This is a genomic window from Clostridium sp. TF11-13AC (assembly GCF_003481065.1).
Taxonomy (GTDB): Bacteria; Bacillota; Clostridia; order Lachnospirales; family Lachnospiraceae; genus Otoolea; species Otoolea fessa.
Genome location: NZ_QUKJ01000005.1, coordinates 72267 through 91943, shown reverse-complemented (window position 1 = coordinate 91943; position 19677 = coordinate 72267). Strand labels below are relative to the sequence as shown.

Sequence of the window (19677 nt, the reverse complement as noted above, 5' to 3'; positions counted from 1 at the left end):
TATTAGGAGGAAAAGATGGAGATAAAACGGCTGATCGTGGGAATGGTCCAGACGAACTGTTATATTGCGGTGCATCCGGAGACGAAAGAAGCTGTGATTGTCGATCCGGGCGATGAGGCGGCGCGGATCGAGGATGCACTGGCGCAGACCGGAGCGAAGGCAAAGGCGATTCTGCTGACTCATGGACATTTTGACCATGTGACGGCGATGGAAGAGCTGAGACGGGATCTGGGCGTGCCGGTCTATGCCTGTGAGCAGGAGCAGGCGGTCTTGGCGGATCCGGATAAGAACCTGTCCGTCCAGTTTCAGGGCGGCGGTCTGCATCTGAAAGCGGATATGCTTTTGAAGGATGGAGAGACGTTCGAGGCAGCGGGCTACACGTTCCAGATGCTTCATACACCGGGGCATACGGAAGGTTCCTGTTGTTATTATGTAAAATCAGAGAAGGTGCTGTTTTCGGGAGATACCTTATTTGAAGGTTCTTACGGACGCATCGATTTCCCGACTGGAAGCGGACGTCAGATGATTCATTCGGTGGCAGATATCCTTCTGAACCTGCCGGATGATACGAATGTATATCCGGGACACATGGGATATACGACGATCGCCGACGAAAAACAGTACAATCCGCTGGCAGGATACAGGGGGCGCGAAGCATGATAGCGATTTTGTTAAATGACGCGTCCTTTGAACAGGATATCCGTGAGCTCCTGATGGCATTTTATCCGGGCGAGACATTTACGCACAAGGAAGAGGAAGCCGGGGAGGCGGAGTTGATTGTACGGGGAGTCCGGGACGGAAACTCGTTTTCCCTGGATGTGACGCCGGTGAAGAAAGAAGCTGTTCACTTTGCTTTGATTTATCCGGATTTTTCCAACCGTTTTGAGACGAAAAATGAGATCAAACAGACGTTATATCGTCTTTTGAGTGCCCAGACCGGCAGAGAGCTTCCGTGGGGGACGCTTACCGGCATTCGTCCGACGAAGATTGCGCTCACGAAGCTGTATGATGGCTGGACGGACGAGCAGATCGAGACCTATATGCGCGAGACGTATTTCACCAGCAAGGAAAAGATCGATCTGAGCATCGACGTGGCGGAGCGCGAGAGACGCCTGCTGTCCACGATCGATTATGAGAATGGGTACAGCCTGTATGTGGGAATCCCGTTCTGTCCGACGACCTGCCTGTACTGTTCGTTTACGTCGTTTCCGATTGTGAAATGGGAAAAACGGATGGACCTCTACAAAGAGGCGCTTTTTAAGGAAATGGAATATGTGGCGGAGCAGATGAAGGATCGCCCGCTTTCGACCATCTATTTTGGAGGCGGCACACCGACCTCGTTAAATCCGCAGGATCTGGATGAGATCCTGACAAAGGTGGAAGAATTATTCCCGGTGGAACAGGCAGTTGAATTTACCGTTGAGTCGGGACGTCCGGACAGCATCACGCGCGAAAAGCTGCAGGTGCTCCGGAATCACGGCATTTCCCGTATTTCCATCAATCCGCAGACGATGAAGCAGGCGACGCTTGACCTCATCGGACGCCGTCATACGGTGGAGGATGTGAAGGAAAAATTCCTGCTGGCGCGGGAGCTGGGATTTGACAATATCAATATGGACCTGATCGTGGGTCTGCCGGAGGAGACGATCGACGATGTCCGCCAGACAATGGAGGAGATCAAGGCACTCAGACCGGACAGCGTGACGGTGCATTCGCTGGCGATCAAGCGCGCGGCGCGCCTGAATATCTATAAGGAGCGCTACGGAAATCTGAAGATTGTCAATACACAGGAGATGATTGACCTGACCGCGCAGTATGCCGAGGAGATGGGACTGAAACCGTACTATCTCTACCGCCAGAAAAATATGGCGGGCAATTTTGAAAATGTCGGTTATGCGGTTCCGGGCAAGGAATGTCTCTATAATATATTGATTATGGAAGAAAAACAGACGATCGCCGCCTGCGGTGCGGGAACGACTACCAAGGTTTATTTCCCGGCAGAAAACCGGATTGAGAGGGCGGAGAACGTCAAGGAAGTTGAGCAGTATATCGACCGGATCGATGAGATGATCGGGCGGAAAGAGAAGCTGCTTGGACGAAGAGAGTAAAAACGAAAAATTCACAGATACAGGGTGTCAGATGCAGAAAAACACTTTGTAACAGAGAAACATAAAAATCCAGTTTCCAGCATGGAAAAGTGAAGTTTTCTTTGCGTGGGAAATATGGTCGCAGAAAGACATAGAAGGAGTTTGACACATGGCTTTAAAGAAAAAACCAGTTACAGGCATGAAGGACATTCTTCCGGGCGAGATGGAGATCCGGGATTATGTGCTGAATATCATCAAAGATACCTACCGCGGATACGGCTTCTCAGCGATCGAGACTCCGTGCGTGGAGCACATTGAGAACCTGACCAGCAAGCAGGGCGGCGACAATGAGAAGCTGATCTTCAAGATTTTAAAGAGAGGCGAGAAGCTGAACGTCGAGGCAGCACAGACAGAGGCAGATGTCGTAGACGGTGGTCTCCGCTATGACTTAACTCTGCCGCTCAGCCGTTATTATGCAAACAATTCTGCTAATTTATCAGCGCCGTTCAAGGCGCTGCAGGTCGGAAGCGTATGGCGTGCTGATCGTCCGCAGAAGGGGCGTTTCCGTCAGTTTGTACAGTGTGATATCGATATTTTAGGTGATGCGACAAACCTGGCTGAGATCGAGGAGATTCTGGCGCTTACCAAGGCGCTGAAGCGCATCTGCCCGGACAAGGCATACACTGTCCGCGTCAATGACCGTGCGATCTTAAAGGGCATGGCAGATTACAGCGGATTCCCGGAAAATGAGACCGATAAGGTATTTATCATTCTCGATAAGATGGATAAGATCGGTCTGGACGGTGTCCGCGAAGAGCTGCTTGCAGAAGGTTATGCGCCAGAGGCGGTTGAGAAATACACCGGACTTCTGGCAGAGATTCAGAACGATGCGGCAGGCGTCCGCGCGCTGGGCGAGAAGCTCTCCGGCGTGATGGATCCGGCAAAGGCAGAGAATCTGGCAACGATCATGGAGACTGTTAAAGCGGTTGCAGACATCGAATTCGGTCTTGAATTTGACCCGACGCTGGTGCGCGGCATGGGCTACTATACCGGAACGATTTTTGAGGTTTCCATGGAAGGCTTCGGCGGCTCCGTTGCAGGCGGCGGACGTTACGACAAGCTGATCGGCAAATTTACCGGCGTCGATACACCGGCGTGCGGATTTTCCATCGGTTTTGAGCGTATCATCACGATCCTGATGGATTCCGGTTTCAAAGTACCGGAGGCAGCCGGCAAGAAAGCATTCCTGTATGAGAAAGGTTTAAGCGGCGAGCAGTTCCGTGCCGTCTTAAAGAAAGCACAGGAAGAGCGCGCTAACGGCACCCGCGTGGCAGTCGCACAGATGAACAAGAACAAGAAATTCCAGAAGGAGCAGCTGGCGAAGGACGGCTACGAGGAGATCGTGGAATTTTACAAAGACAGTTTGAAGTGATTCAGTTTTTGAATTTTTCAGATAAAACTATAATAAACGGAGGAAATACTATCATGGCAGAATCTATGGCAGGACTGAAACGTTCCCATCGCTGTACCGAGCTGGGAACTGCCAATATCGGTGAGAAAGTAACCGTTATGGGCTGGGTTCAGAAGAGCAGAAATAAAGGCGGCATTATTTTCGTGGATCTGCGGGATCGTTCCGGTATCCTGCAGCTGATCTTCGAGGAAGCTGACTGCGGCGCTGAGAGCTTTGCAAAGGCAGAAAAGCTGAGAAGCGAGTTCGTTATCGCTGTAACCGGACGCGTAGAGGCACGTTCCGGTGCAGTAAATGAAAACTTAAAGACAGGTGCGATTGAGATCCGCGCGGATTACCTCCGCATTTTGGCAGAGTCTGAGACACCGCCGTTCCCGATCGAGGAGAACTCCAAAACCAAAGAGGATCTTCGCCTGAAATACCGTTACCTGGATCTGAGACGTCCGGATATCCAGAGAAACCTGATGACAAGAAGCCGCGTGGCTATCCTGACCCGTGCATTCTTAGCAGAGGAAGGCTTCCTTGAGATTGAGACTCCGACTCTGATTAAAAGTACTCCGGAGGGCGCGAGAGACTACCTGGTACCGAGCCGTGTACATCCGGGCAGCTTCTATGCACTGCCGCAGTCTCCGCAGCTGTTAAAACAGCTTCTGATGTGTTCTGGATATGACCGCTACTTCCAGCTGGCACGCTGCTATCGTGACGAGGACTTAAGAGCCGATCGTCAGCCTGAGTTTACCCAGATCGATATGGAGCTTTCCTTCGTTGACGTTGAGGACGTTCTGGATGTCAATGAGCGTCTGTTAAAGAAGCTCTTCAAGGAGATCTGCAATTACGATCTGCAGCTTCCGATCCAGCGTATGACCTGGCGCGAGGCAATGGATCGTTTCGGTTCCGATAAGCCGGATCTGCGTTTCGGCATGGAGCTGAAAAACGTATCGGATGTAGTAAAAGACTGCGAGTTCGTTGTATTTAAGAGTGCACTGGAAAATGGCGGCTCTGTCCGCGGTATCAACGCAGAAGGACAGGGCGCTATGCCGAGAAAGAAGATCGATGCGCTGGTTGAGTACGCAAAAGGCTTTGGTGCAAAAGGTCTTGCATATCTGGCAATCCATGAGGACGGTACCTACAAGTGCTCCTTCTCCAAGTTCATGAAGCCGGAAGAGCTGGATGCACTGGTGGCTGCTATGGGCGGTAAGCCGGGCGATCTGCTTCTGTTCGCAGCTGACAAGGATAAAGTTGTATTTGATGTACTTGGAAACTTACGTCTGGAGATCGCTAGACAGCTTGACCTCTTAAAGAAGGATGATTTCAAGTTCCTGTGGGTAACCGAGTTCCCGCTGCTTGAATATTCAGAGGAAGAGGATCGCTACGTAGCTATGCACCATCCATTTACCATGCCGATGGAAGAGGATCTTCCGCTGATCGATACCGATCCGGGCAAGGTACGTGCAAAAGCATACGATATCGTCCTGAACGGTACCGAGATGGGCGGCGGTTCTGTCCGTATCCATCAGGCAGACATCCAGGAGAAGATGTTTGAGGTACTTGGATTCACGAAGGAGAAAGCACAGGAGCAGTTCGGCTTCCTGTTAGACGCATTCAAATACGGAGTACCGCCGCACGCTGGTCTGGCTTACGGTATGGACCGTATGGTTATGCTGATGGTCGGCGCAGACAGCATCCGCGACGTCATCGCATTCCCGAAGGTAAAAGATGCTTCCTGCCTGATGATGGAAGCACCGTCTCAGGTTGATCCGAAACAGCTGCAGGATCTTTCGATTGGCGTGGTTGAGAGCGATGAAGCGGAGAAGACCGAAGAATAAAATATAAGATATGGAACAGCCTGGAAAGACTGTGAAATAGAACGCAAACAGGGCTGGATGAGAAATGCAGGGAAATACTGGATTTTGTCGGACAGTCCTGTTTTGCGTGTGAGATGAAAAAGTTCCATTTGTCCTTGGCAACTGAATATATAAATTGCTTGCATTGGGGAACTCAGGAGGATGGAAAAGGATTTTGTCTACAGTCTGAGAATGTGCCAAGGCACATTCTTTTTTATAATAGGCGCTTTTCTATATGTGGCAGAAACTATGAATCTTTTGTGAACCTATGGAATCTCCCACCCGAATCTGCTAAAATACAGACAGATTGAGAATGTAATCAGGATATGACAGCGTGGAAAAAGGTTCTGTCATACACGGCAGAGTAAAATAAATGAGGTGAAGATTTTATGGATAAGATTAAAATACTGGTCGTGGACGATGAGGCGAGGATGCGGAAGCTGGTGAAGGACTTCCTTTCGATTAAAGGGTATCAGGTGCTGGAAGCCGGGGACGGCGAGGAGGCGGTGGATCTGTTTTTCCAGCAGAAGGACATTGCGCTGATTCTTCTGGATGTGATGATGCCGAAGATGGACGGCTGGGAGGTTGTGAAGACGATCCGCAAGTATTCGCAGGTGCCGATCATCATGCTGACGGCGAGAGGAGAGGAGAGCGACGAGCTGCAGGGCTTTAATCTGGGCGTGGATGAGTATATTTCCAAACCGTTCAGTCCGAAGATCCTGGTCGCACGTGTGGAGGCGATCCTGCGCCGCAGCAACGGCGGCAGCCAGGATGTGATCGATGTGGGCGGCATCCACATTGATAAGACGGCACATCAGGTCAGCGTGGATGGAAAACCGGTGGATTTAAGCTACAAGGAATTTGAGCTGATGACGTATTTTGCGGAGAATCAGGGAATTGCGCTTTCGAGAGAAAAAATTCTGAATAATGTATGGAATTATGATTATTTCGGCGATGCGCGGACGATCGATACGCATGTGAAGAAGCTTCGGAGTAAGCTGGGCGAGAAAGGCGAGTACATCAAGACGATCTGGGGCATGGGCTACAAATTTGAGGTAAGCGAATGAAACGTTCGGTCCGATGGAAATTTACAATCATATTTGCCGGGTTGATGACGGTTGCAATCGCGCTTATCTGGTGTATCAATAACTGGTTTCTGTCCGGATATTACCAGAATTATAAGATTCATACGCTGGAAAAGGGATATCGGGCGATTGACGCGATTATCCAGGATGAGGTCCGGAATGGCGAGAGTTCGCTGGAGGACGCACAGGCGGAGCTGAATTCGGGCTGGAAAGAGTACCAGAAGTCGAAAGATGGAAGTTCTGATATGGACAGTGCGGATGACGGTTCGGCTCAGTCTGGTAAAAATGGAACCGGTGATAGGGCTGGCGATGAGACACAGGATGCGCTGGGGGAATATGCGGAAGGTGACACGGTGGTGCTGGAGGATGATTCGGAGGATGCATCGGCGGATGCACTGGATGGGGAGGAAGCTTCGAGCGGCGGTGTCCGGCTGGCAAATGTGATCCGCGAGCTGCGTGACCGGTCGAATATTTCCCTGCTTTTATATGACAGCGAGAGTGACCAGACACTCGTCTCCTCGGCGCGGGATGTGGAAGTCATGCGTGACCGGGTGCGGCGCTATATCGTCGGCCATGCGGGGGCGAAGCGGGATGTATTGCGGGAATATGACAACTACATGATTCAGAAGACGTTTGACCCGCTCAGCAAGACGTTTTATCTGGAAAGCTGGGGATTTTTCTCGGATAATGCGACCATTTTCATCATGACGATGCCGATGGAGAGCATCCATGAGAGTGCGGCTATCTCAAACCGGTTTCTGATGTTTGTTGGAATCGTGGTAATTCTGGCGGGAAGTATTCTGATTTATTTTATTACCCGGCACATTACGATGCCGATCAAACGGCTGTCGGAGCTGTCGGAAAAGATGTCGAACCTGGATTTTGATGCCCGCTATGAGACAAGCCGCCGCTCGACGGAGGAAATTGATACGCTTGGAAACAGCATGAATGTGCTTTCGGAGCGCCTCAAGACAACGATCGGGGAACTGAAAGAGGCGAATGCACAGCTTAAAAAGGATATTGACGAGAAAGTGCAGATCGATGAGATGCGGAAGGAGTTCATTGCGAATGTGTCGCATGAGTTAAAGACGCCGATCGCGCTGATTCAGGGCTATGCGGAAGGACTCGTCGAGGGCATGGCGGAGGACAAGGAGAACCGCGATTATTACTGCGGCGTTATCATGGACGAGGCTGGAAAAATGAATCGGATGGTGCGCCAACTTCTGACCTTGACGGCGCTGGAATTTGGGGGAGAACGGCTGTCTGTGGAGCGGTTTGACCTGACGGAGCTGATTGCCAGTGTGATTTCTTCTTCCGGTGTGCTGCTTAAGCAGAATGAGCTGACTGTGGATTTTGACGGGAAGGAACCAGTCTACGTCATGGGCGATGAATTTAAAATAGAGGAAGTCATCACCAATTATCTGACGAACGCGATTCATCATGTGGGTGGCAGGGAGAAGAAGATTCAGATTCGGATTGACCACCGGCGCGATGGAAAAGAGGTTTGCGTGGAAGTATTTAACACGGGAAATCCGATCCCGGACGAAGCGCTTCCGAACCTTTGGACGAAGTTTTACAAGGTAGATAAAGCGAGAACGCGGGAATATGGCGGCAGCGGCATCGGGCTTTCGATCGTCAAGGCGATCATGGAGATGCACCATAAGGCGTGCGGTGTGAAGAACCATGAGAACGGTGTGGAGTTCTGGTTTACGCTGGACACGGCTGGTGAAAAATGAAAATAAAATTTTGCCAGAGACAGAATCTTAGAATTATGAAATATGTTTCAGAATCGTGATTTGCATTATATATGAGATGATATAAAAAACACTTGAAAATACAGGGAATTTCGGCAGCCTGGGGCAAAAATATTTTGTCCCAATATGGTTGAAATTCCCTGTATTTTTGCGTTTTTTTGTCCGAAATTAAAATCTTAAATAAATATAAAAGATCCGTCATTTCCTTGACAACGAAAAGAAAAGAAAATATAATAATAACGTAACAAGATTTAATAATTATGTAACATTTCGACCGATAGATAACACCACAGCGATTGGGACTCGATTCTTTTGTTTCAGCAATATCTGCGGGAATCACAAAATCTAATTAAGGAGTTTTGAAGCATGAATTTAAATAGAACAAAGAAACTTTTCAGTATGGTATGCGTGTGCTCAATGCTGACCATTGGCAGCGCGCAGGCAGCTTTTGCGGGGCCGTCTACAGGTTATGAGAGCGACATGGTGGCAACCGTGGCAGCAGACCTTTCGATCTATGCGGATGAGGATGAAAACTCAGAAGTAGTAGCGATGGCTGAAAAGGGCGAGTCCTATGACGTAGTTGGAAAGGCAGATGACAGCTGGATCAAGGTAGCGGCCGGTGAGATGGAAGGCTATTTGAAGGTTCAGAGTAGCGTTATGCTCAGCAAGGCAGAGGAAGCAGCTGCAGTCGCAGATGCATTTGTCGCAGAGCAGAGCAATCTCTCGACCAGAGAGCAGTTAGTCAATTATGCACTGCAGTTTGTAGGTGGACGTTATAAATTTGGCGGCAGCGACCCGCACACAGGGGTTGACTGTTCTGGTTTTACGAAATATGTGATGCAGCACGGTGCCGGTGTGAGCCTGAACCGTTCTTCAACTTCCCAGTCCAAGCAGGGTACAGCAATCAGCGCTGACCAGATGCAGCCGGGCGACCTGATTTTCTACGGAAGCGGAAGAGGTATCAACCATGTAGCGATGTATATCGGCGACGGCAAAGTGGTACATGCTTCAACTGAAAGAACCGGCATCAAGACTTCCCCATGGAACTACCGCACACCGGTTAAGATTGTGAACGTGCTGGGTTAAGAATGAATTTACGAAACATCTGCATTGAACCTTTTCATGAAAAAAGGGTTGGATGCAGATGTTTTTTGATTTCATAGGAAATTGCGTCCGATGAAACAAAAAAATATTACTGGCATAAAAAGTAAGAATTACCCTGCATACTTTCGCAGTAAAATTCCATACTAAGACCTGTAACAAGAAAGTGACGGTTAAGCGGCTGTTCACAGGAAGCCGGAACCGACACGTAGAAAACCTGACAGGGCAGGAATTTAGGAGGAATGACTTATGTCAAGCAAAAACAGTTACAGCAACTATGATAACAGTGCCGAGAAAAACAGCACCAAAAATGCATCCAAGAACAGCTCTAATTATGGTTCCAACCAGAGCCAGAACCGCATGCAGAACCAGAGCCAGAACCGTTCCAGAAATAGCTCTAAAAACCAGTATCAGGACAAGACAGAGGATGATTACAGCGATTGTGACTGATGAGATAGGCAGATAAGAGAAAAAATAGTGAATGCCGGGAATGCGGAATATCCACCGTTTCCCGGCATTTGTTCGTCTTTTGTACTTTCGTGCCAATGGAAGAGGCTGCCGCATCTCCTCTGACACCTGTCCGCCGGACAAAGCATATATTAATATTACATAGAGGTAAAAAAGAAATCGGGTTCTGTCAGAAACCGTTTTTGTATAAAATGAGGAGGGATGACGGATGTATCAGACCATACCGGTGCGGTATCTGGACGCGTGGCTGGAGCAAGGGTACACGGGACGGCTGATTGACCTTCGGACGCCGGAAGAATATAATGTGTCTCACCTCTGCGAGGCGGAAAATATTCCATTTTTATGGCTTCAGGATAACCGGCAGACACTTACAGGTGAACGTCCGCTTCTGTTTTACTGTGCGCGGGGGAGTGAAAGCCTTCTGGTGTGCGGCTGGTATGACCGGATGGGATATGAGGTTTATAATCTGGGCGGCGGTTACCGCTTTTATCAGGGGAAGTATCAGTGCAGCCTGAGATAGACACTTTTGCCGCGGCTTTTCATTGACAGATGCAGACCAGTCAACTAGAATAAAAATGGTGAAGACTGTAATGAAAATAAAAGGGTTCTTTGCATGAAATGATTTGGCAATGAATCCACAGAGAGATAAGAGGAAAAAAGATTGGAACGATATGAACTGATTGCTCCCTGCCATTTTGGACTGGAAGCAGTGTTAAAAAAAGAGGTAGTGGATCTGGGCTATGAGGTTACCGAGGTGGAAAATGGCCGCGTAACCTTTATCGGCGATGCGGAGGCGATCTGCCGTGCGAATATTTTTCTGCGGACGGCGGAGCGCGTCCTTTTAAAAGTGGGAAGCTTCAAGGCAGTGACCTTTGACGAGCTGTTTGAGGCGACCCGTGCGATTCCGTGGGAGAAATATCTTCCGAAGGACGGTAAATGCTGGGTTAAAAAGGCGTCGTCTATTTCGAGTAAGCTGTTCAGCCCGTCAGATATCCAGAGAATTATGAAAAAGGCGATTGCCCGTCATATGCAGGAATATTACGATCTGGACCGGATGCCGGAGACGGGCAATGAATATCCGCTGCGCGTCTTTTTCTATAAGGATCAGGTGACAGTCGGTATCGATACGAGCGGCGAGTCGCTGCACAAGCGCGGTTACCGTCAGATGACGAGTAAGGCGCCGATCACGGAAACACTGGCAGCGGCGCTGATTCTTCTGACTCCGTGGAAAGCGGACCGGATTCTGGTCGATCCGTTCTGCGGAAGCGGTACTTTCCCAATCGAGGCGGCGATGATCGCGGCAAATATGGCACCGGGCATGAACCGTTCCTTCCTGTCGGAGAGCTGGACAAACCTGATTCCGAAGAAATGCTGGTACGACGCGATCGATGAAGCGACCGAGATGGTGGATGATACCGTAAAGGTAGACATTCAGGGCTACGATATTGACGGAGAGGTAATCAAGGCGGCGCGGGAAAATGCGGAGAGAGCCGGAGTGGATCACATGATTCATTTCCAGGAGCGCCCGGTGGCGCAGCTGAGCCATCCGAAGAAATATGGCTTTATTATCACAAACCCGCCTTACGGCGAGCGTATCGAGGAGAAAAAGAACCTTCCAGCGCTCTATAAGACGATCGGTGAACGGTTTAAGGCGCTGGATTCCTGGTCGATGTACCTGATTACCGCGTATGAGGACGCAGAGCGCTATATTGGCAGGAAAGCGGACAAGAACCGGAAAATCTACAATGGTATGATGAAGACGTATTATTATCAGTTTATGGGTCCGAAGCCGCCGAGAAGAAAAACGGGGGATCAGGTTGAAGCGTAATGTTTTCTATGGGGCGCTTCTGGTGCTTCTGCTGGGATTTCTGGTACGCGAGAACCGTCTGATTCATATTCCGAAGCAGGTGGAAAAGACGGAGGAGAGCGCCGAGTGGCAGCCGGAGTGGTATGAGCAGATGGCCGAGGAGATTAATGACAGCCCGATCACGCTGGAAGTCGATGGAACAATGGTCGATCCGCAGCTTGGAAGCTTGAGAATGTCGCAGGACGGGCAGTTTATGATACCGTATGGGATGCTGCCGGACGCGCTTTCCTGTGCGGCGCTTCTCTACGATGGAAACCGGCTTGTGATGGAGCGCGGCAATACTCATGCGGAGATGACGGTCGGAAGCCCGGAACTTTTGCTTGGGGAGGAGAGCCAGACGATTGCAGCACCCCCAGAGTGGGAAAATGGAATCCTGTATGTGCCGCTTGAGGCGGTGACGGAGGTATTTTCCTATGAAGAAAATTGGGATGCAGAGAACCGGAAAATGGAACTGACCGGGTCAGAGGATCCAGCCACGTTTTTGCCGGAATCCTATGATTACCGGAAGGCTGGCCGGGCACCGGCGGTTAAAAACCAGGGGAGTCTCGGAACGTGCTGGGCGTTTGCATCGGTGATGGCGCTGGAAAGTCGTGTCCGACCGGAGTGGAATGTCAGCTTTTCGGAGGATCATATGTCCCTCCGGAACAGCTTCCATTTTTCACAGAATGCCGGGGGCGAGTATACGATGTCGATGGCGTATCTGCTGGCGTGGCAGGGGCCGGTGCTGGAAGAAGAGGATCCATACGGCGACGGCTATTCGCCTGACGGTTTAAGCCCTGCTTGTCATGTGCAGGAGATACAGGTGTTGCCGGAGAAGGATTATGAGGCGGTTAAACGGGCGGTTTATCTGTACGGAGGCGTTCAGAGTTCCCTGTATACGGCGATGGTCAGTGACCGCGACGATACGCATTATTACCGGAAAGAGACAGGGGCGTACTGGTATAATGGCGGTGAGAAGCCAAATCATGACGTTGTGATCATCGGCTGGGATGACCACTATTCGAGAGACAATTTTAACCAGCCTCCGGAGGGGGATGGCGCGTTTATCTGCGCCAACAGCTGGGGCGGCGAATTTGGGGACGATGGGTATTTTTACGTATCCTACTATGATACAAATATTGGGATCCACAACATTCTCTATTCCGGTATCGAGTCGGCAGATAATTACGACCACATTTACCAGGCAGATCTATGCGGCTGGGTCGGGCAGCTCGGTTACGGAAAAGAATCGGCATTTTTTGCCAATATTTATACGGCAGAGGAGAAAGAAGAGCTGGAGGCAGTCGGCTTCTATGCAACCGGGGAAAATACATCGTATCAGGTATATACCGTGACGGACGCCGAGGGCAGCTCCCAGTTCGGGCGGCGCAGAAAGGTGGCTTCCGGGGAGGTTGCGAACGCCGGATATTATACGGTTTTGCTGGATAAGACGGTGACGCTGGAGGCAGGCGAACGGTTTGCCGTGATTGTCGAGATCACGACGCCGGGAGCGATTCATCCGGTGGCGATCGAGTACAGTTCGTCGGATAAGGGACTGACGGTCGATTTAAGCGACGGTGAAGGCTATATCAGTTACCGCGGTTCCTCCTGGGAGCGCGTGGAGGCGGAGCAAAACTGCAATGTGTGTTTGAAAGCGTATACGAGAAATGTGGATTCCTAGAATTGATTGCTGGTACGGATGTGAAGGTATGGCGGAAGCCGTTTTTGAAGAACGGTGATTCGGAATGTCGGGATATGAAAAGCCATGCTGTTTGAGGATAAAGGAGCGAGGAAAAGTGAGCGAGAAAATTATATTTGCGACGGGAAATGCGGGAAAGCTGAAAGAGATCCGTGAGATTTTAAAGGATTTAAACCGTGAGATTGTTACGATGCGCGAGGCTGGATTTGAAGGCGAGATCGAGGAAAATGGAACCACCTTCCGCGAGAATGCAGAGATCAAGGCGAAGGCAGTCTGGGAGAAGACGGGCGGCATTGTGCTGGCAGATGATTCCGGACTGGTGATAGATTATTTAAACGGCGAGCCGGGCGTTTATTCAGCGCGGTATTTAGGGGACACACCGTATGAGGAAAAGAACCGGATTTTGATTGAGCGCGTGAAGGATGCAAAAGGAAAAGAGCGGAGCGCCCGTTTTATGTGCAATATCGCGGCAGTGCTGCCGGATGGCAGAGTGCTTCACACAGAAGCGGCGATGGAGGGCGAGATTGCAAAGGAAGCGGCTGGAAACGGCGGATTTGGATATGATCCGATTCTCTGGCTGCCGGAGTACGGCAAAACGTCAGCAGAGCTCACGATGGAGGAGAAAAACCGTATCAGCCACCGGGGCAAGGCGCTGGAGCGGATGAAAGATGCGCTGAAGGAGGCGCTTGGCGAGAGATGAAAAAGATATTAATTACAAGCGACACCCACCGTCGGGATGGTAATCTGCTGGAAGTCATCCAGAATGAAGCACCGTTTGACATGTTCATTCATCTGGGTGACGCCGAGGGAAGTGAGGACATGATTACATCGTGGTGTAAGGAGCAGAACCCGGACTGCGAGGTCTATATGGTGCTGGGAAATAATGATTTTTTCTCCCATCTGGACCGTGAGAAGGAGATTTCGATTGGAAAATACCGCACATTTCTAACCCACGGTCATTTTTATAGCGTATCGGTTGGGACGGAGCGCCTGATCGATGAGGCACAGGATCGCGGCGTGCAGATTGCGATGTTTGGACATACCCACAAGCCGTATCTGGAGCGGCGCGGGGATCTGACTGTGTTGAATCCGGGCAGTCTTTCGTTTCCGCGCCAGGAGGGCAGACGCCCGAGCTACATGCTCATGGATCTGGATGACGAGGGCGAGGCGCATTTTACGACCTGCTATTTGTAGAGGTCTGTTACTGGGCACATATGTGTGTCACTGTACACGCATACGTGCCCAGTAACTATGCGTGTACAGAAACCGAAAAAGCAAATATCCGCATATTGACGCATTTTCGGTAAATTGTTATAATGAGAGAGATTGTGAAAAAGGTACTTATCAATGATTCAATCGACCCAATAAAGATGCCGGGGACGGAGGTTTCGTTTCCGAGGCAGGAGTATGACATGAAACTGGAAGCTTTAATTCAAAATATGACGGATCAGATCAAAGAGGCGCAGCTAAAACTTGGTTATGCCAGGGAGACGATGCGCCTTTATTATCCGCTTTCTTCCCTGAATGCGATGCTGGAGATGCAGGAGACGGATATCCGGGAGCTGGCGAAGAAGATACGGCATGAGCTGGAGGCGAAGAAGGAGAAAATGGGAGATACCCAGATTCGGATCCACGCCGATCGGATCGTCTTTACGATCCCGCCGGATTTTGTGGAGTATGTCCATGAGCAGGTTCCGGAACCGCCGTTTTTAAAGGAGCTGATCCAGTTGTTTCGGGAAAAGCACGCCTGCACAAAGGAAGAGATTACCGCTGTGTTTGAAAAATTCGGTGCGTATGAGTGTCGGCAGATGCCGGACGGCATGGATTTTGATTATGTCATTTATTTTACAGACAGCAGCATCGATGCATATGATTACTGCATCCGTGAGGAGATGGGGCACACGATTTACCACCGATTTGCACGGGCTGATTTTGAGGCATTGATGACGATTCAATAAAAAGGAGATTAGACGGATGGAAAACGAGACAAAGCAGACAAATACGAATGAACAGGAGCCGGATATCTTCGCACAGAAGTTAAGAGAGGCAGATTCCTTATATGCCATTCTTTCCGGATGTACGAAAGAGCCGTATGTATACTGTGATCCGGAAACAATGGATGATGCCATCCTGCTGTTTACGGACGAAGAGGGCGCAAAGGCAGGCGCACAGAAGCTGGCAGAGCAGCAGATTCCGGTAGGAATCGCGAAGGTAGACAGAAAGAGCCTTCTGCTTTTCTATACCAGCCTTTACACGATGGGTATCAATGCTATCCAGGTACACGTGGGCGAGGAGCAGAAGATGATTCAGCTGACCGAGTTTGTAAGACGCAAAGACCCGGAGGAGAGCAAGAATGGAAAAGTCTGGGTGGAGAACCCGGAGCTGCACCTGACGATGCTTTACTATATGCAGGATCTGCGCCGTCAGCCAAATCAGGAGATTACGCCGGAATTAAACGATTTACAGGAGGAGATCGGCGCGCACTTCACGAAGGGCCGCTATATCGTGCCGCTTCCAGAGGAAGGAAATGGCATTCCGCTGGTTAAATTAAAGAGCGGAGATATTTTCCAGCCGATCTTTACGGATGTGATCGAGTTCCAGCGTTTCAACCGTGAGAAGAAATTCCGCCCGGTTGTCGTAGATGCGCTCAAGCTAGCTCAGGTACTCCCGGAGGAGGCAAAGGGCATCGTTCTCAATCCGCTGGGCGTTAATATGCCGCTGACCGTACAGAAAGTAAAGAAGCAGCCGGAAGCACCGGTCCAGAAGCCGGTATCCGTAGAGGCACAGATCGACGCAGCTATCCGCGAGGTTCAGGCAGAGGCTGGACGGGAGTAGGAAAGGAAAGAGTATATGTATCAGGCAGCAGACGCAAGATATGATGGAATGACCTACAACCGCTGCGGCAGCAGCGGACTCAGACTCCCGGCAGTTTCGCTGGGATTCTGGCATAATTTTGGCAGCACCGGCGTCTATGAGACAATGCGGAAGCTGTGTTTTACCGCTTTTGACAATGGCGTCACGCACTTTGACCTTGCCAACAATTATGGACCGGAGCCGGGAAGTGCTGAGGAAAATCTGGGACGGATTGTAAAGGAAAATTTCATGCCATATCGAGACGAGCTGATCATCAGCACGAAAGCCGGATACGAGATGTGGAACGGCCCTTATGGAAACTGGGGCAGCCGTAAATACCTGCTTGCAAGCCTCGATCAGAGCCTTACACGCCTGGGACTTCCGTATGTAGACATTTTCTACCATCACCGGATGGACCCGGAGACGCCGCTTGAGGAGACGATGGGAGCACTCGATCAGGCAGTTAAGAGCGGAAAAGCTCTCTATGCAGGACTTTCCAACTACAATGGACAAAAAATGCAGGAAGCCGCTGCGATCCTGCGTGATCTGAAATGCCCGTTCGTCATCAATCAGAACCGCTACAGCATCTTTGACCGCACGATCGAAAACAACGGCTTAAAAGAAGCCGCTGTCAAAGAAAAGAAAGGTCTGATTGCATTCAGCCCGCTTGCACAGGGAACTTTAACCGACCGTTATCTGTACGGTATCCCAGCCGACAGCCGCGTCATGACCGACGGCAGATTTCTCAAAAAAGACCAGCTCACCGAAGAAAAAATCAGCCAGATCCGCGCCCTCAACGAGATGGCCGGACAGAGAGGCGAAAAACTCTCCCAGATGGCGCTCAAATGGGTCATGAAGGATCCTGTGGTAACCAGCGTTCTCATCGGTGCGTCCAAACCGGAGCAGATATTAGATAATCTGAAAATGTTGGATGGGGCACCGTTGAGCGAGGAAGAGCTGCTTAAAATCGATCAAATTTGTGGAATAAAATAAACAGAAAACGCCCAGCGGCGCAATTATGCGTACCCGCTGGGCGTTTCCGTCCGTGTTGGCAAACCATATCTATTTAACCGCCACAACCACCCTATTCGGCAGGCAAACCAGCGATTCTCCACTCTCTGAAACGGTTCCCTGCTTCACACAGAGCTTGTCCGGGCAGTCTGCCTCTTCGATCCGGGCACATCCATCTTGAATCACCAGATGATTTTGTCCCCCCTGATACCCGTCGATCCAGGTGTCTATCTCCTCATCCAGCCGGTAGGTGGCGACGGTTGTTCCATTGACACTGACATCGACGGTAAAAGCATCCTTCTGGCGCTGCAAGCGCACAACCAGAAAACCGATGAGTATGACGGCAAGAAGAACCAGAATCAAAACAAAATCATTTCTATTTTTCTTTGATTTCATCAATAAATGCCTCCGCTCCATCCGAGTAAATCAGTTCATAATCATCCGTGATAAAATAAGCATAAATGCCATCCATTGAATTGATGAGTTCCAGGCCCTTATCCAGTCCCATCGAGAAACAGGTCGTGCTGAGTACATCGCCGTCCACCGAACGCGGGGAGACGATCGTCACGGAAACCAGTCCGTTCTGGTACGGATAGCCTGTTTTCGGGTTTAACAGGTGATGGTAATTGACACCGTTTTTCTCAAAATGGCGCTCATAGACGCCGGAGGAGACAACGGACATGTCATCAATATTCAGATCGGCAAAGACCGTTGCATAGTCGGCAAACGGTTTCTGCAGCCCGATGCGGAACGGCTGGTGGTTTGTGCGCTCACCGACACAGAGTACGTTGCCGCCCAGGTTGATGATGGCGCTTTCGACGCCGGATTCGGTCAGATAGTCTTTCATGCGGTCGGCAATGTAGCCCTTGGCGATGGAGCCGAGGTCAATCGTCGTGTCCGGGGAGAGGAAGGTTAAAGTATTTCCGTCAAGTTTCACATTTTTCCAGTTGACGCGTTCTGCCGCCGCTGTTATGTCATCCTCCGCTGGGATCACGTGCTCGTCGCTGGTAAAATTCCAGAGAGAACTGAGCGGTTCGATCGTCAGGTCGTAGGCACCATGGGAAACCTCACTGTAATGCAGTCCTTCAGAAATCATCGCCGCCATATCGTCGGAGACGGTAAAAGTCGTCTCGTCGGCGCTGCGGTGGTTTAACTTGTAAAGCTCGCTGCCCTCGATCGTCTTGCTGAAACGGTTTTCGTACTCCTGGCACATGTCCACACAGTGGTCAAGGATCGCTTCATCCTGCGAATCATAGAGTGTGATGTTGACAAATGTATTCAGCAGAAACGCGGAACGGCTGATCGGCTCCCGGCGGGATTTGCTGAAAAGAAGCGCCGCGCCGCAGCCAAAAAATACGACGGCAAGAAGTGTCAGAAGCGCGGATAAATCCTTTTTTTTCATAAAGAGCTCCATTCTTAAAAATATCGAAAATTCGGTTTGAAACTATGTTTGCAAAAATGTCTGCAACTACTCTAACAAAGGTTGATAGGAAAGTCAAGATTACGGCCCAGAAACTAAACGCATCGGTAGCCAGAACGTTACTGTACACGGGTAGGCACTTTTGGAACCGAAAGTGCCGTAAGAAAACGTGGTGGCAGCAGGAATTTGCCGTATTTAAATGCGAAGCCACGGCAAATTCCGTTACTGGGCACGTATGCGTGAACAGTAACGCCAGAACTGTATCGTACGGAATTTTTAGTTCAGAAAATTCCTATCTGTGAACCGTTACGCGCTTTACAAAACTAAAAATTTTTACTAATATATTCATAGAGGTATACAGAGGAGGAAGAAATGCAGAAAAAAGGACGAGCAGGCACATCCAGAGCCGGAAAAATCGCTTTATATGGAATGATGACAGCGCTGGCATTTCTGCTGAGCTATGTTGAGACCCTGATACCGATCAACCTGGGCGTTCCGGGGGTCAAGCTGGGATTGGCGAATCTGGCGTCGATCGTGAGCCTGTATCTGTTGGGAGCCGGTGCGGCAGCGGCGATTGCATTGGTGCGTATCGTGCTGGTAGGATTTACGTTTGGAAACCTGTCGATGATGCTGTATAGTCTGGCAGGTGCTGCGGTCAGCCTTCTTCTGATGGTGGTGTTCCGCCGGTTGGACTGGTTCGGCGTGACCGGTGTCAGCATCCTGGGTGGTGCGGGACACAACATCGGGCAGCTTATCGTGGCGGCGCTGGTGGTGGAAAATGCGAGTCTGTTCTACTATCTTCCGGTGCTTCTGGCAGCCGGAACGGCAGCGGGGGCGCTGATTGGGCTTCTCGGAGGAATCCTGGTAAACCGCTTAAAATGTCTGGATTTGACAAAATTTATGTAAATGGAAGCCACAAGAGTAAGAGGATGTACAGTGACTGTTCATATGCAGGCATTTTTGGAACCGAAAATGCCATGAGATAAGGTGGCGCAATGGTATACGGGCAGCTAAAGTTATAAAAAGGATAAGAATGAAACA

Annotated in this window: 19 protein-coding genes; 17 read left to right on the top strand and 2 right to left on the bottom strand. The window is 50.2% G+C overall.

The genetic code is table 11. From position 1 onward, the window contains the following. Positions 1-15 precede the first annotated feature (15 nt). From DXD12_RS11210 to DXD12_RS11135, 16 genes are all read left to right on the top strand, one after another. Positions 16-660: an MBL fold metallo-hydrolase gene (locus DXD12_RS11210; RefSeq protein ID WP_022359324.1), complete on the top strand. Its 645-nt coding sequence runs from the start codon at positions 16-18 to the stop codon at positions 658-660. Next, positions 657-2108: a coproporphyrinogen dehydrogenase HemZ gene (hemZ, locus tag DXD12_RS11205; protein ID WP_022359325.1), complete on the top strand. Its 1452-nt coding sequence runs from the start codon at positions 657-659 to the stop codon at positions 2106-2108. The genes DXD12_RS11210 and hemZ overlap by 4 nt, the downstream gene beginning before the upstream one ends. A gap of 148 nt (positions 2109-2256) precedes the next feature. Continuing rightward, the gene (hisS, locus tag DXD12_RS11200; RefSeq protein ID WP_107000509.1) at positions 2257-3519 is read left to right on the top strand and encodes a histidine--tRNA ligase; all 1263 of its coding nucleotides are present in this window, start codon (positions 2257-2259) and stop codon (positions 3517-3519) included. A gap of 53 nt (positions 3520-3572) precedes the next feature. Continuing rightward, positions 3573-5381: an aspartate--tRNA ligase gene (gene aspS / locus DXD12_RS11195; RefSeq protein WP_118638373.1), complete on the top strand. Its 1809-nt coding sequence runs from the start codon at positions 3573-3575 to the stop codon at positions 5379-5381. A 407-nt stretch (positions 5382-5788) separates the two neighbouring features. Then, a complete protein-coding gene (locus tag DXD12_RS11190) occupies positions 5789-6466 on the top strand; it encodes a response regulator transcription factor (RefSeq protein WP_022359328.1) in 678 nt (225 codons plus the stop codon). Further along, complete coding sequence (locus DXD12_RS11185) at positions 6463-8220, top strand: HAMP domain-containing sensor histidine kinase (protein WP_118638372.1); 1758 nt, start codon at positions 6463-6465, stop codon at positions 8218-8220. Before DXD12_RS11190 ends, DXD12_RS11185 begins: the two co-directional genes overlap by 4 nt. 384 nt (positions 8221-8604) lie before the next feature. Beyond that, on the top strand, positions 8605-9324 hold the full coding sequence (locus DXD12_RS11180; protein ID WP_022359330.1) for a C40 family peptidase: 720 nt from the start codon (positions 8605-8607) through the stop codon (positions 9322-9324). Between the two features lie 264 nt (positions 9325-9588). Next, a complete protein-coding gene (locus DXD12_RS11175) occupies positions 9589-9789 on the top strand; it encodes a hypothetical protein (protein ID WP_107000506.1) in 201 nt (66 codons plus the stop codon). A gap of 226 nt (positions 9790-10015) precedes the next feature. Then, positions 10016-10327: a rhodanese-like domain-containing protein gene (locus DXD12_RS11170; RefSeq protein WP_022359332.1), complete on the top strand. Its 312-nt coding sequence runs from the start codon at positions 10016-10018 to the stop codon at positions 10325-10327. A gap of 141 nt (positions 10328-10468) precedes the next feature. After that, positions 10469-11635, top strand: a complete 1167-nt coding sequence (locus DXD12_RS11165; RefSeq protein WP_107000505.1) for a class I SAM-dependent RNA methyltransferase — start codon at positions 10469-10471, stop codon at positions 11633-11635. After that, positions 11625-13334 carry a lectin like domain-containing protein gene (locus tag DXD12_RS11160; protein WP_118638371.1) on the top strand — a complete coding sequence of 570 codons (1710 nt, stop codon included), beginning with the start codon at positions 11625-11627 and terminating at the stop codon, positions 13332-13334. The genes DXD12_RS11165 and DXD12_RS11160 overlap by 11 nt, the downstream gene beginning before the upstream one ends. 115 nt (positions 13335-13449) lie before the next feature. Further along, positions 13450-14052 carry an RdgB/HAM1 family non-canonical purine NTP pyrophosphatase gene (gene rdgB, locus DXD12_RS11155; protein WP_107000503.1) on the top strand — a complete coding sequence of 201 codons (603 nt, stop codon included), beginning with the start codon at positions 13450-13452 and terminating at the stop codon, positions 14050-14052. After that, on the top strand, positions 14049-14546 hold the full coding sequence (locus DXD12_RS11150; RefSeq protein ID WP_117796169.1) for a metallophosphoesterase: 498 nt from the start codon (positions 14049-14051) through the stop codon (positions 14544-14546). Before rdgB ends, DXD12_RS11150 begins: the two co-directional genes overlap by 4 nt. 134 nt (positions 14547-14680) lie before the next feature. Then, positions 14681-15310: a DUF3877 family protein gene (locus tag DXD12_RS11145; protein ID WP_182427961.1), complete on the top strand. Its 630-nt coding sequence runs from the start codon at positions 14681-14683 to the stop codon at positions 15308-15310. 16 nt (positions 15311-15326) lie between these two features. After that, positions 15327-16187 (top strand): SseB family protein, encoded by an 861-nt coding sequence (locus DXD12_RS11140; protein ID WP_118638370.1) that lies wholly within the window; start codon positions 15327-15329, stop codon positions 16185-16187. 15 nt (positions 16188-16202) lie between these two features. Further along, the gene (locus DXD12_RS11135) at positions 16203-17198 is read left to right on the top strand and encodes an aldo/keto reductase (RefSeq protein WP_107000500.1); all 996 of its coding nucleotides are present in this window, start codon (positions 16203-16205) and stop codon (positions 17196-17198) included. A gap of 69 nt (positions 17199-17267) precedes the next feature. Here the strand turns inward: DXD12_RS11135 and DXD12_RS11130 are convergent, their stop codons facing one another. Together DXD12_RS11130 and DXD12_RS11125 are read right to left on the bottom strand one after the other, a co-directional pair. Further along, a complete protein-coding gene (locus tag DXD12_RS11130; protein ID WP_181357182.1) occupies positions 17268-17612 on the bottom strand; it encodes a NusG domain II-containing protein in 345 nt (114 codons plus the stop codon). Next, positions 17593-18618 (bottom strand): FAD:protein FMN transferase, encoded by a 1026-nt coding sequence (locus DXD12_RS11125; protein ID WP_118638369.1) that lies wholly within the window; start codon positions 18616-18618, stop codon positions 17593-17595. The genes DXD12_RS11130 and DXD12_RS11125 overlap by 20 nt, the downstream gene beginning before the upstream one ends. 390 nt (positions 18619-19008) lie before the next feature. Here DXD12_RS11125 and DXD12_RS11120 point away from each other — a divergent pair, with 390 nt between their 5' ends. Beyond that, positions 19009-19542, top strand: coding sequence for a Gx transporter family protein (locus DXD12_RS11120; RefSeq protein ID WP_022359343.1), 534 nt, complete (start codon positions 19009-19011; stop codon positions 19540-19542). Positions 19543-19677 lie beyond the last annotated feature (135 nt).